General features: G+C 62.3%; 13 protein-coding genes. 4 read left to right on the plus strand and 9 right to left on the minus strand.

The genetic code is table 11. The features are described 5' to 3' along the window. Positions 1-8 precede the first annotated feature (8 nt). From R6254_RS21365 to mdtD, 3 genes are all read left to right on the plus strand, one after another. Positions 9-407, plus strand: coding sequence for a bactofilin family protein (locus R6254_RS21365; RefSeq protein WP_318409706.1), 399 nt, complete (start codon positions 9-11; stop codon positions 405-407). A 121-nt stretch (positions 408-528) separates the two neighbouring features. Then, positions 529-894 carry an iron-sulfur cluster insertion protein ErpA gene (erpA, locus tag R6254_RS21370; protein ID WP_096698577.1) on the plus strand — a complete coding sequence of 122 codons (366 nt, stop codon included), beginning with the start codon at positions 529-531 and terminating at the stop codon, positions 892-894. An 87-nt stretch (positions 895-981) separates the two neighbouring features. Next, positions 982-2415 carry a multidrug transporter subunit MdtD gene (mdtD, locus tag R6254_RS21375; protein ID WP_318409707.1) on the plus strand — a complete coding sequence of 478 codons (1434 nt, stop codon included), beginning with the start codon at positions 982-984 and terminating at the stop codon, positions 2413-2415. 17 nt (positions 2416-2432) lie between these two features. Here mdtD and R6254_RS21380 read toward each other — a convergent pair whose 3' ends face one another. Together R6254_RS21380 and R6254_RS21385 are read right to left on the minus strand one after the other, a co-directional pair. After that, positions 2433-3569, minus strand: coding sequence for an anhydro-N-acetylmuramic acid kinase (locus R6254_RS21380; protein ID WP_318409708.1), 1137 nt, complete (start codon positions 3567-3569; stop codon positions 2433-2435). A gap of 78 nt (positions 3570-3647) precedes the next feature. Then, positions 3648-5012: a M23 family metallopeptidase gene (locus tag R6254_RS21385; protein ID WP_318409709.1), complete on the minus strand. Its 1365-nt coding sequence runs from the start codon at positions 5010-5012 to the stop codon at positions 3648-3650. A gap of 209 nt (positions 5013-5221) precedes the next feature. Between R6254_RS21385 and tyrS the strand changes: the two genes are divergently transcribed. Further along, positions 5222-6454 (plus strand): tyrosine--tRNA ligase, encoded by a 1233-nt coding sequence (gene tyrS, locus R6254_RS21390; RefSeq protein WP_318409710.1) that lies wholly within the window; start codon positions 5222-5224, stop codon positions 6452-6454. Between the two features lie 2 nt (positions 6455-6456). Here the strand turns inward: tyrS and R6254_RS21395 are convergent, their stop codons facing one another. The 7 genes from R6254_RS21395 to R6254_RS21425 form a co-directional block, all read right to left on the minus strand. Continuing rightward, entirely contained in the window at positions 6457-6858 is a 402-nt protein-coding gene (locus R6254_RS21395) for a cupin domain-containing protein (RefSeq protein WP_318409711.1), read from the minus strand. 112 nt (positions 6859-6970) lie between these two features. Continuing rightward, positions 6971-7687 (minus strand): ankyrin repeat domain-containing protein, encoded by a 717-nt coding sequence (locus tag R6254_RS21400; RefSeq protein WP_318409712.1) that lies wholly within the window; start codon positions 7685-7687, stop codon positions 6971-6973. A 19-nt stretch (positions 7688-7706) separates the two neighbouring features. Continuing rightward, positions 7707-8198 carry a GlcG/HbpS family heme-binding protein gene (locus tag R6254_RS21405; protein ID WP_318409713.1) on the minus strand — a complete coding sequence of 164 codons (492 nt, stop codon included), beginning with the start codon at positions 8196-8198 and terminating at the stop codon, positions 7707-7709. Between the two features lie 146 nt (positions 8199-8344). Then, positions 8345-8986, minus strand: a complete 642-nt coding sequence (locus R6254_RS21410) for a response regulator transcription factor (protein WP_318409714.1) — start codon at positions 8984-8986, stop codon at positions 8345-8347. Continuing rightward, a complete protein-coding gene (locus R6254_RS21415) occupies positions 8983-10470 on the minus strand; it encodes a sensor histidine kinase (protein WP_318409715.1) in 1488 nt (495 codons plus the stop codon). The genes R6254_RS21410 and R6254_RS21415 overlap by 4 nt, the downstream gene beginning before the upstream one ends. A gap of 127 nt (positions 10471-10597) precedes the next feature. Then, complete coding sequence (locus tag R6254_RS21420; RefSeq protein WP_318409716.1) at positions 10598-11215, minus strand: OmpA family protein; 618 nt, start codon at positions 11213-11215, stop codon at positions 10598-10600. Beyond that, on the minus strand, positions 11215-11730 hold the full coding sequence (locus R6254_RS21425) for a FecR family protein (RefSeq protein ID WP_318409717.1): 516 nt from the start codon (positions 11728-11730) through the stop codon (positions 11215-11217). Before R6254_RS21425 ends, R6254_RS21420 begins: the two co-directional genes overlap by 1 nt. Positions 11731-11830: the final 100 nt, after the last annotated feature.

Here is an 11830-nt window from a genome sequence, read left to right on the forward strand (position 1 = left end):
ATTTTTTCATGTTCGGTAAAAAAACACAGCCTCCGATCAAAAGTTTGATTGCCCAGGGCAGCTGTATTGAAGGTAATCTGAAGTTCACCGACGGCTTGCGTATCGATGGTGAAGTGATTGGCGACATCCGGGCCAATGAAGGCAGTCCCAGTATTCTGGTGATCAGCGAGTCGGCCTGTGTCACCGGCCACATTTACGCCGACCATGTCATCATCAATGGTCGCGTGATGGGTCCGGTGCATGCCCTGGAGTTGCTGGAGTTGCAGCCCAAGGCGACCATCCAGGGGGATGTGGCCTACAAAGCACTTGAAATGCACCAGGGTGCCGTCATCTTTGGTCAGTTGCGGCCCATCAACCATGAAGTGAGCGACAAACCCCTGCTCAAGCTGGCGGCCAACAACGGCTAGAACCGGCGCCGAAAGTGGTCGTGCTAGTGGGCGCTTACAATCAGCCCCAATTCAGGGCAGGCGCTGTGGTTGCTTGAATTGCGGTACGATGAATTATTGAGTTTGAAGAACGGAGTCCCCCATGAGCGCAGTAGCTGAAAACATCCAGACTGAAATGCCCGCACCTTTTGTATTTACCGACAGTGCCGCGGCCAAAGTGGCTGATCTGATCGCCGAAGAAGGCAATCCAGATCTGAAACTGCGTGTTTTTGTGCAGGGTGGCGGCTGTTCCGGTTTCCAGTACGGTTTCACCTTTGACGAAATCACCAACGAAGACGACACCACCATGACCAAAAATGGCGTGTCCTTGTTGATCGACGCCATGAGTTACCAATACCTGGTCGGCGCCGAGATTGATTACAAGGACGACCTCGAAGGCGCCCAGTTCGTGATCAAAAACCCCAACGCCACCAGCACCTGCGGCTGCGGTTCCAGCTTTTCTGCCTAAACACCCGCCAGCCTGTCCTGAAAGCCGCCCCTGAGGCGGCTTTTTACTGTCTGCTCGCCATCGCTGCAATACCCAAACCGTAGAAACATGCCGACCACCGCCCCAGCCGAAGAAAAATCATTGCGCATCCTGCTCTGGCTGGTGGCGGTCGGGTTTTTCATGCAGACGCTGGATGCCACCATCGTCAACACGACCTTGCCGGCCATGGCCAAAAGTTTTGGCGAAAGCCCTTTGCGCATGCAGTCGGTGGTGGTGGCGTATTCACTGACCATGGCCATGCTGATTCCGGCCTCCGGCTGGATCGCCGACCGTTTTGGCACGCGGCGGGTGTATGTGGCGGCCATCGTCCTGTTTGTGATCGGCTCGGTGGCCTGCGCGCTGTCCGGCAACCTGAGTCAGTTGGTGGCAGCGCGCGTGGTGCAGGGCCTGGGCGGTGCCTTGTTGCTGCCGGTGGGGCGGCTGGCGGTGCTGCGGGCCTATCCGCGCGAGCGTTTTCTACAGGCCATGAGTTTTATCGCGATTCCCGGTCTGGTCGGCCCCTTGATTGGCCCCACGCTGGGCGGCTGGCTGGTCGAGGTGGCGACCTGGCACTGGGTGTTTCTGATCAATATTCCGGTGGGCCTGATCGGTTGTGTGGCCACGGTGTTTTACATGCAGGACAACCCGCGGCCGGATACGCCACGTTTTGACCTGGCGGGGTATTTGCTGCTGGCCTTTGGCATGGTGGCGGTATCGCTGGCGGTGGACGGCTTGTCGGGGCTGGGCCTCAAGCAGGCCAGTGTGCTGGTTTTGCTGGTGTTCGGCATGGCCAGCCTGACCGCCTACTGGCTGCATGCGGCGAAGCGGCCGGATCCACTTTTTTCTCCGCAGCTTTTTTCCATTCCCACGCTCAGCATTGGTTTGCTGGGCAATCTTTTCTCGCGCCTGGGCAGCTCCTGCATGCCCTTCCTGGTGCCCTTGCTGCTGCAGCTCAGTCTGGGTTATTCACCCATGCAGGCGGGCATGATGATGGTGCCGGTGGCGCTGGCGAGCATGCTGGTCAAACGTGTGACGACGCCGCTGATCACACGTTACGGCTACCGCCAGGTGCTGGTCACCAACACCCTGCTGGTGGGGCTCACGATGGCGAGTTTTGCCTTTGTCACGCCTTCCCAGCCCTTGTGGCTGCACATCCTGCAACTGGCCTTGTTTGGTGCGGTTAACTCCATGCAGTTCACGGCCATGAACACGGTCACCCTGCGTGACCTGGACAGCAGCAACGCCAGCAGCGGCAACAGCCTGCTGTCCATGGTGCAGATGCTGGCCATGAGCATGGGCGTGGCTGCGGCCGGGGCTGTGCTGGCGGGCTTTACCGGCTTTTTTGGCAGTGCCCAGGCGTCGCAGACACTGCATGCCTTTCAAGCCACGTTTGCCTGCATGGGTTTGATGACGCTGGCCTCTGCAGGCATTTTCTGGCAGTTGTCGCCCGAGGTGCGGGTGGTCAAAAAAGCTGAAGAACCCGAGGCGTCGGGCCAGGGTTAATCGGGGCTGGCCAGGGTTTACGCCGGATAAATGGCACCCAGCACCCGCTGACCGGCCGCCCCCGTCACGCTGGCGAGGTTGCCGGGCTGGCGTTGGACGGCCTGGCGTGCCAACCAGGCAAACGCAGCTGCCTCCACCTGCAGGGGCGGCAGGCCATGGGCCTCCGAAGATGACACGCGCAAGGAAGGCAAACCGGCTTGCAGGCGTCGCATCAGGTGCTGGTTAAACGCGCCGCCGCCGCACACGATCAGTGATTCGCTATCTTTTGCATAGCTGCTCACGCCCGTGATACAAGCGCTGGAGGTAAATTCGGTCAATGTGTTCTGGATGTCCTCAGGGTTTTCTGAGGCAAAAGGTGCCAGTTTTGCGGACAGCCATTGCAGGCTGAACAGGTCGCGCCCGGTACTTTTGGGCGGCGGCTTGGAAAAATAGGGCTCATCCAGCAGACTGGCCAGCAGCGCCGGCAGCACTTGTCCGCTGGCCGCCCAGGCACCGCCCGCATCAAAAGGCTGGCCGGTGTGTTGCTGACACCAGGCATCCATCAGCGCATTGCCCGGCCCGCAGTCAAAACCCAGCACCGGTGCTGTGCCGGTGGGCGGCAACACGCTGAGGTTGGAAATGCCGCCCAGGTTCAGTACCGCGACCATGCTGTCGGCAGCGCCAAACATGCTTTGGTGAAAGGCCGGCACCAGCGGCGCCCCCTGGCCGCCCGCCGCCACATCACGGCTGCGGAAGTCGGCCACCACATCCATGCCGGTCAGCTCGGCCAGCAAGGCCGGGTTGTTGAGCTGGAGGGTGTAGCCGGACCCTCTGGGCGCGTTGGGGCTGTCTGGCGGCTGGTGCCTGACGGTCTGGCCGTGTGCCCCTATGGCTTGGATGTGGGCGGGCAGGATGCCTTGTGGCGCCGCCTGGGTCAGCAAGGCCTTCACGACGTCAGCATAAACCGTCGCCAGCGTATTGCCGGCCAGGGCCGCACGGTGCAACTCGTTGTGAGAAGGGGTGTTGAGCGCCAGCAGTTCAGCGCGAAAACTGGGGGCAAAGGGTTCACTCGCCGCCGCCAGGACACGTAAGCCGGGACCTGAAAAATCAAGCAAAACGCCATCGGCGCCGTCCAGCGAAGTGCCTGACATCAGGCCAATGTAAAGATCAGACATGTGCCCATTTTGCAGTACAGGCGGGCATAAAAAAAGCGCCCATCAAGAGCGCTTTTTTGACGAGTCCAGATAGAAGGCTTATTCCGCCCGGGTCTGGCCTATGGTGGTGGCGGCCTGCAGCTCGATCTTGACGTTCTGAGCCAATTGCTTGAAGGCGGGCAGGGCGGCGGCGGAGACCGGAATGGTCTCGCTTTGGCGGGCGATGGTCATCGGGTCCTGCTGGGTGCCGTTGACGCGGAACTCAAAATGCAGGTGTGGGCCGGTGGCCCAGCCGGTGGCGCCGACCAGGCCAATGGTCTGGCCCTGGCTGACGTTCTGGCCTTTTTGCACCATCAGTTTGCTCAGGTGGGCGTAAACCGTTTCGTGGCCGTTGCGGTGTTTGACAAATACCACGTTGCCGTAGCCGTTTTGTACGCCGGAGAACTCGACCACACCGTCACCCACGGTACGTGCGGGTGTGCCCGTGGCTGCGGCAAAATCGGTGCCCAGGTGCGCGCGCCAATTTTTCAGGATGGGGTGAAAACGCATGGAAAAACCGCTGCTGATGCGGGAGAACTCCACCGGCGAACTCAGGTAGGAGCGGCGCAGGCTTTTGCCGTCCAGGGTGTAATAAGCCCCTTTATGGGCTGTGCCTGTTGCGTCCTGGCCTGGCGGCTGGAACCACATGGCCTGGTAGGCTTTGCCGTCGTTGACGAACTCGGCCGACAACACCCGGCCGGTGCGCAAGGCCTCGCCATCGGCTTCCAGGGTTTCATACACCACATTGAAGCGGTCACCTTTGCGCAGGGCACGGCGGAAATCAATGTCACTGGAGAAAATTTCTGCCACCTGCACGGCCACACCGTCGGGAATACGGGCGTCATCGGTCGCGGCGAACAGCGAGGTCTGGATGCTGCCGCTGGCCAGCCGGTTGGAGCTGACGTAAGGCGCGGTTTCCACACGTGAGACCAAGCCGGTGGCGCTGCGTTCGATCACCAGGCGTTTGAACTGTGTTTCGTCGTCGGTAGGCCAGCGCATGCTGAGCTTGAGCAATTGCTGGCTGTCGCTGGCTTCTGCCGTGACGGTTTTGCCGGGGCGGCCTGCCAAGACCAGCCGGGCGTTTTCATCGCTGCGCAAAAAGGCGGCTGCGGCCGTGTCGTCGATGTTCAGGCGCTTGAGCAAGGCATCCGCGGTGTCGCTGCTGCGTGTGGTTTCGGTGCGAAACAGCTTGAAGCGGAAATCACCGAGGGCTTCGGTCTGGCTTTCTGTCGGCAAGCTCTGCACGGCTTCCAGAATCTGGCGCACAGGTAGATCCGAGGCATCGGGCGCCAGTGGCGCGACGCCAAAAGCGGTGACACCTGTGCCCAAAAGCAAGGCGGCCAAGCTACCGGTGATTCGTTTGGGGTGGCGACGCAGAAAACTGGCAACGGCTTGCAGGCCGCGTGAGAGATCGTTTTTGATCAAAACTGGAATTCCCAACTTATATAGGCATCAGGCTGCGGTCAGCAGCCTGATAACAACTGGCGGTGGTGTTGCGCGGCCACAAAATACGGGGGCGACGGGCAACAACTTAGAATCGGTTTGCAATTTGCGGGCCAGTTGATACAGGGGCCCGGCATGGCGAAACAGCGATTATATCTGTCGGACAACTGCCCGACATGTGAAAAACCCTTATGAATCAAGAGCTTGTTACAAACTACCCAGTGACTGACCGTGTAAAGATGGCCCTGGCCGTCTCTCTGCGAGGCTGCGAAGAGTTGATCCCCCAGGACGAATGGGTCAAAAAACTGGCGCGCAGCGAAGCTACGGGCGTGCCGCTGCGCATCAAATTGGGGCTGGACCCGACCGCGCCGGACATCCACATTGGCCACACAGTGGTGCTGAACAAGATGCGCCAGCTCCAGGATCTGGGCCACACGGTCATTTTCCTGATTGGCGATTTCACCTCCTTGATTGGCGATCCATCCGGCCGCAACGCGACCCGACCGCCGTTGACGTCCGAGCAGATCAAGGTCAATGCCGAGACCTATTACCGGCAAGCCAGCCTGGTGCTGGACCCGGCCAAAACCGAAATTCGTTACAACAGCGAGTGGAGCGAACCCCTGGGCGCCACCGGCATGATCCAGCTGGCGTCCCGCTACACGGTCGCCCGCATGATGGAGCGCAACGACTTCAACGACCGTTTCAAGGCCGGCACACCTATCAGCGTGCATGAGTTTTTGTACCCGCTGATGCAGGGTTATGACTCGGTGGCGCTTCAATCCGACCTGGAGCTTGGCGGCACCGACCAGAAATTCAACCTGTTGATGGGGCGCCACCTGCAGCAGGAATATGGCCAGGAACCGCAGTGCATCCTGACCATGCCGCTGCTCGAAGGCCTGGACGGCGTCGAGAAGATGTCCAAAAGCAAAAACAACTACATAGGCATTTCCGAAGAGCCCAACACCATGTTCGCCAAGGTGTTGTCGGTTTCCGACGTGTTGATGTGGAAGTGGTACACCTTGCTCAGCTTCAAAAGCGAGGCCGAGATCGCGGCCCTGAAAAAAGAAGTCGAGGCGGGCCGCAACCCCAAAGACGCCAAAGTGGCGCTGGCCAAAGAAATCACCACGCGCTTTCACAGCGCCGCGGCGGCAGATGCGGCCGAACAGGACTTCATCAACCGCAGCAAAGGCGGCGTGCCGGATGAAATCCCCGAAGTGTCGCTGTCTGGCGCCCCGCTGGGCATTGGTGCCGTGCTCAAGGCCGCAGGCCTGGCCAGCTCGGGCGGGGACGCGACCCGGCTGATTGAAGGCGGGGGCGTGCGGGTGGATTCCAGCGTGGTGAGCGACAAGGCCCTCAAGCTCAATGCCGGGACTTATGTGGTCCAGGTCGGCAAACGCAAGTTTGCGCGGGTGACGCTGGCCTGAAATCAGGGCGCCGGTGTTGCCAGCGGTTTGCCCTTTTCAACCACATACACACCGACCAGCTTGATCGGAACGGCCGCGTTGTTGTGGGCGTCATGCACCACGCCGGCTGGCACCACAAAGGACTCGCCGGCCTTGACCTGACGCGGGGGCTGCCCGTCAACCAGCAGCGTGGCCTCGCCTTCCAGCACATAACTGATTTCGTCGCCGGGATGGGTATGGCGGCCGGCCTTGGCACCGGGCGCAACATCCACACGGGCAATCACGGCTTCGCGGCCGGGCACGGAAACATCCGCCTTGCCGACCATGACACGCGTCAGGCCAGAAGCCTGTGCAAAAAGGCCGCCGGCCGCCAAGGTTAGCAGGCCGCCAAGCACGAAGATGGTGCCGCGTTTGTGAAGTTTCATCTTGTCTCCTCGGGGGTGAATCGCGCGCAGCCGGATGCTGCGCGCCTTCATCCTAGCGGCGCGGGTCCGCGGCCGACCCCGGGAACAACCCTCGGCGTCGCTTCAGCGAGCGTTAACGCGCACCGGCCTGTTCCAGCATCCGCACCATCTCACGGTAGCCACGGGATTTGGCCAGCTGCAGCGGTGTGTTGCCCTGGCGGTCGGTCAACTGCAGGTTCGCGCCCGCGGCGATCAAGGCATGCAAGGTTTCCTGGTGGCGCGGCCCGCCGTTTCCCAGCACGATGGACTCGATCACGGCCGTCCAGTGCAGGTTGTTGACGTGGTCCAGCGGTGCGCCAGCCATGATCAGCTGTTTCACCACGCCGTCGTGGCCCAGGTGGGCGGCGGCGATCAGGGCGCTGCCGTCGTAGCGGCTGGTGATTTGTTGGGCGCTGGCACCCAGTGCCAGCAACACACGCAAGGTTTCTTCGTCGTCGGCGACCGAGGCGATGGTCACGCCGTCGTACCTGTCCTTGTCCAGCAGGTTGATGTTGGCGCCCGCTTTCGCCAGCGCGCTGATTGCGCCTGCTTGTTTCGCAAAAGTCGCCACATGTAGCGGTGTGCGGCCGTTGCCATCGCGGGCATCCAGCTCGGCTTTGGCGGCGACGAGTTTTTCAATTTTGGCCAGGTCGCCCTTGTGGGCGGCGGCGTGTAGGCCTTTGTAGGCGGCCACTTCCGTGGCGCCCGGGGCGACCTGGGCCGCCGCGGGCAGGGCCGCCAGAGTCAGCAGCCCGCAGGCTGCGACCAACACCAGGTGGCTCAGGGGCAGACGAAGCGGGCGGGTGGTCATGGCAGCATCCTTTCGGGGTTTATTTCAACTGGTCCTTGACCTTGTCCAGCGCGGCCACGGCGCAGGCTTCGTCCAGGTGGCCACCGGGTGCGCCACCCACACCGACGGCGCCTATGGTGTCATTGCCGACCTTGACCGGCACGCCGCCGCCCAAGAGCAAAAAGCCGGGGATATCGGTCAGGTTGGCGGCGCCGGGGTTTTTCTGCGCGCCTTCCATCATGGCCAGCGTGGTGTTTTTGGCGGAGGCCGAGGTGAAGGCTTTCTGCAGGCTGGCGGCCAGGGTGTGCGGGCCGGCATTGTCAGCGCGTTGTACGGCGCGCACGGTGCCGGCGCGGTCCACCACGGTCACGCCCACGGCATAACCATTGGCCGTGCAGGCGGCGACGGTGGCGGCAGCGATCTGGTTGGCCAGCTCCAGGGAGATGTTTTTCTCGGTGCGCACGCCCTGGGCGCTGGCAGCGGCGGCCACGAGGGACAGGGCAAGAGCGGAAATTTTGAAAACGTTGCGCATGTGGTGTTCTCCATTAATTCTGTGTGAAACGGTTCAATCAACCGTGGAAGAACTTTAAAAAATGGTGACACCTTTGCCCATTCGTAGGGCTACGCGCCGGGTTCCGTAAAACTACGGAGTAAGGCTGTGCCGCTGAATCGGCTGCGTCAGGGCTTGGCGTCAACCAGCGCAGCGTAATGCCGTATCAGCTGCGCCAGCGACTCGGCCTCCAGCTTGGCAAACAGGTTGGCGCGGTGGGTTTCCACGGTGCGCGGCGAGACATCCAGCGCACGACCGATTTCCTTGTTGGTCAGCCCGGCAACGATCAGGCCTAAGACCTCGCGCTCGCGCTCCGTCAGTTGGGCATAGCGTGCCTGTGCGTGTTGGTCGATCTTGTTCCGTTCACGCGACTGGACATGTTGGCGCACGGCGTTTTGCAGCGCTTCCAGCAGTTGCTCGTCGTTCACGGGTTTTTCCAGGAACTCCGCGGCCCCGGCCTTGAAGGCGCGGCGGCACATCTCCACCGTGCCGTGGCCGGTCAGCATGATGATGGGCTGGTCCACGCCCTGGGCGATGAGGGTGTCGAGAATGCTCAGGCCGCTCACGCCGGGCATACGCACGTCCAGCACGATCGCGCCTATGGTTTGCCGGTCGAAGTCCTGCATGAATACCTGCGGATCGGCCCAAGGCTGTACACGCAGGCCGACGGTGCCGATCAACAAAGCCAGGCTGCTGCGCACGGCGTCGTCGTCGTCAATCAGGTGGATGACCGGTGACAGCGTGGCTGCCGTTGTACTGCTTGCGCTCATGCTGTGGTTCCTGAGGGCGTCGTTGCCAGCGGCAGGCTCAGACGGAATTCCGCGCCCTGTGGTGCGAGCTTGTGGGCGCTCAGCGTGCCGCCCATGTTGCTGACCAGGGTCTCGCACAAGCTCAGGCCCAGACCCAGGCCGCCAGCCCGGGTGGTGAAGAAGGGTTCAAAAATACGCGTCAGCAGTTCAGGCGGGATGCCGGGGCCACTGTCGCGCACGCTCAATACGCTTTGGTGTTGGTCCTCGCGCAGCGTCAGCGTGAGCTGGCGTTGGGGTGCGGCCACCTGCTCCAGCGCCTGCAAGGCGTTCATCAGCAGGTTGTGGATGACTTGTTCCAGCGCCACCGGGTCCGCCAGGACAGCGCCTGGCTGGCCGGCCGATTCGATCTCCGGCAGCACGACGTTGCGGCGCCTGAATTCGGGCTCCAGCAGGTAGAGCGCATTGCGCACGGTGTCCTGCAGCAACACCGGCCGAACCTCACCGGCCAGCTCCGGCCGTTCGATGGCGCGGCGCAGGCGTCCCACCACCTCGGACGCCCGTCTGGCCTGTTCCACCGCTTGTGCCATTGCCTTGCGCGCTGTGCCAAATTCGGGCGGGTCTTCGTCCAGTAGGCGGCTGGCGGCCTGGGTGTTGGCCAGCACGGCGGTCAGGGGCTGGTTCAACTCATGTGCCAGGCCGGCGGCAAGTTCGCCCAATGAATTCAAACGCGCGACCTGGCCCAGGCGCAACAACTCTTCGGCGCGCCGGCGCGCCGTGCGCTGGCGCAGCACCGCCATCCACGCACCCAACAGGGCCGCAACCAGCGCCGCCCAGGCTGACATTTCACCCCAGGGCAGTTCAGCCCAGCCGACCTGGCGAATGGCGACCACGTCAAAAGGCTGGCTCTCGGTGGCCAGGTGTTTGTGAAAGTCAAAACGCCAACCGGTACCGGCGAGTTGCCCGGGCTGAAGCAGGAAACTTTGACCGCCATAGTCCAGGCTGACACGCACCGGGCTGTGTTCGGGCTGCATGGGCCACTCGCTCCAGGGCACGGTGCTGCGCAGGTCAATCAGCAAGGCATAACTGGTGGAGTCGGCGCCCAGCACCAACTGGTAGCGGCCTGTGCTGAAGTCCACATCGGCCAGTTCCGCGTGGCGGCTCTGGCGTGATTTTTCTTCGGCCAGGCGTAGCTTGTCCTGCGGCCAGGCGGCGCCCGGATCGCGTCGTTGCACCGCGAGGATTTGTGGGTAGACCGACCCCAGGCGCTGCTCGGGCTGGATGGAAGACGAGCTGTCGCGCTGGGGCTGCAGCAAGGCCAGCGTGGCCATCACCGCGTCATGTTGCACCACACGCTGGCTGAGCAGGCGGTGGGCAATACGCATGTCGGTTTCAAAGGCCTCGCGTGATTGGGTGAGCGCCAGGCGGCCCAAGAGCAGGCAGCCCAGGGCCGTGATCAGGCCCCAGGCCAGGAGCCATGGCCAGCGACGTTGCAGCGTATTCAACATGCCGCATTTTTGCATGCTGAATCGCCGGGCGGCTCAGGCGCAGCGCGCGGAGGCTGCTGCGTGGGTATGAGTCGCTTCTGTTTTGATAGCTGCTTGCGCAGATGGAATAAGGGCCACAGCCCTTTTTTTATCTAACCTCGATGACCACACGCCGATTGCGCGGCTCTTCCGTCTCGTCGGGTGTCGGTATCAGCAACTCGCGTTCGCCGCGTCCGGCGGCCTCGATACGCAGCGCAGGAAAGCCGCGGCCAATAAACATCTGCTGCACCTCCTGGGCGCGCAGGCGCGACAAGGCATCGTTGCCCGGACCCGGCCCCACGGTGTCGGTGTGGCCGGTGATCACGATGTCGCCGCCACTGCGCGCCAGCGCGTCCGCCAGGGCCGCGTCCATGGCTTGCTGCGATTCAAGGGTGAGCGCGGTGCCACCGATCTCAAAGTGCACGATGTAACGCCCCGGTTTGGGCGGACGCATGTCAAACAGGCTGGCATTGTCGGCCCGGAGTTTGGCCGGGTCGACCTTGTCGAGCCGGGGCGCGCCGGTGGAATGGGTCAGGGCGATGGCGCGCTGATAGGGCTGGGACAAAACCCGTTCACCGCCCTTGGCGTGGACGGCCACCGCCGAGGGCTGGCCATCGTCTTGCGGCAGCAACACGACACGCGTGCCCGGCGAGGTACAGGCCGCCAGCAGTGCGCTGAATCCCAGCAGCCAAAAGACGGTGAAAAATGGAGGACGTTGATCGGCCATCAGATCGGGTCGGCCTGAACGATGAAATCCGTACCGCGAATGCCGACGTAGGCAGACCCGGTGTCGATGCGCACGGCTTCGGGCTCGGTCTTGCCGAGCAGGCCGGTCAACATGCGCATAGACCCCTGCAGCAGGCTGACCAGCAGATTGCCTTTGTGTGTCACGGCGTCAAATTGAAAAGCCTTGAGATCCAGTTGTGAGACCGGACCCAGCACCATCACCGTGCCGTCGCGCAGCACCAGGCTGGCGGCGGCGTCGGCGCCCGTCACGATGCGGTCTGTGGGTAAAACCTGTTCACCGGCGCGGGCCGGCCGTGCGACACCCTTGGCATTGAGCAGGGACACCTCACCCCGCACTGACTTCAAAACGCCGGCATGGATGGCCACCGGTGCGGTGGCCATGACGGGCAGGCCCATGGCTGGTGTGGCGGGTACAACGGTGACGATTTCCTGCGCGAACACGCTGGTGCTCAGTACGACGACGCTGCCCAGCAGTAGTCGGTATTTGTTTTTCATGGGGGCCCTCTGGTCTGGATCACAATATCGTATAGAGGCTTGTCTTGATTTCATTGGGGCCTGCATGGAATTTTCTTGTACTTCGTGAATTGGGTCACCA

It is taken from the genome of Polaromonas potterensis, from assembly GCF_033446725.1.
GTDB lineage: Bacteria > Pseudomonadota > Gammaproteobacteria > Burkholderiales > Burkholderiaceae_C > Polaromonas.

Excerpts from the sequence above, each read along its gene's own strand:
- R6254_RS21365 (WP_318409706.1), top strand. The coding sequence starts at position 9 with ATGTTCGGTAAAAAAACACAGCCTCCGATCAAAAGTTTGATTGCCCAG.
- erpA (WP_096698577.1), top strand. The coding sequence starts at position 529 with ATGAGCGCAGTAGCTGAAAACATCCAGACTGAAATGCCCGCACCTTTT.
- mdtD (WP_318409707.1), top strand. The coding sequence starts at position 982 with ATGCCGACCACCGCCCCAGCCGAAGAAAAATCATTGCGCATCCTGCTC.
- R6254_RS21380 (WP_318409708.1), bottom strand. The coding sequence starts at position 3,569 with ATGTCTGATCTTTACATTGGCCTGATGTCAGGCACTTCGCTGGACGGC.
- tyrS (WP_318409710.1), top strand. The coding sequence starts at position 5,222 with ATGAATCAAGAGCTTGTTACAAACTACCCAGTGACTGACCGTGTAAAG.
- R6254_RS21395 (WP_318409711.1), bottom strand. The coding sequence starts at position 6,858 with ATGAAACTTCACAAACGCGGCACCATCTTCGTGCTTGGCGGCCTGCTA.
- R6254_RS21400 (WP_318409712.1), bottom strand. The coding sequence starts at position 7,687 with ATGACCACCCGCCCGCTTCGTCTGCCCCTGAGCCACCTGGTGTTGGTC.
- R6254_RS21405 (WP_318409713.1), bottom strand. The coding sequence starts at position 8,198 with ATGCGCAACGTTTTCAAAATTTCCGCTCTTGCCCTGTCCCTCGTGGCC.
- R6254_RS21410 (WP_318409714.1), bottom strand. The coding sequence starts at position 8,986 with ATGAGCGCAAGCAGTACAACGGCAGCCACGCTGTCACCGGTCATCCAC.
- R6254_RS21415 (WP_318409715.1), bottom strand. The coding sequence starts at position 10,470 with ATGTTGAATACGCTGCAACGTCGCTGGCCATGGCTCCTGGCCTGGGGC.
- R6254_RS21420 (WP_318409716.1), bottom strand. The coding sequence starts at position 11,215 with ATGGCCGATCAACGTCCTCCATTTTTCACCGTCTTTTGGCTGCTGGGA.
- R6254_RS21425 (WP_318409717.1), bottom strand. The coding sequence starts at position 11,730 with ATGAAAAACAAATACCGACTACTGCTGGGCAGCGTCGTCGTACTGAGC.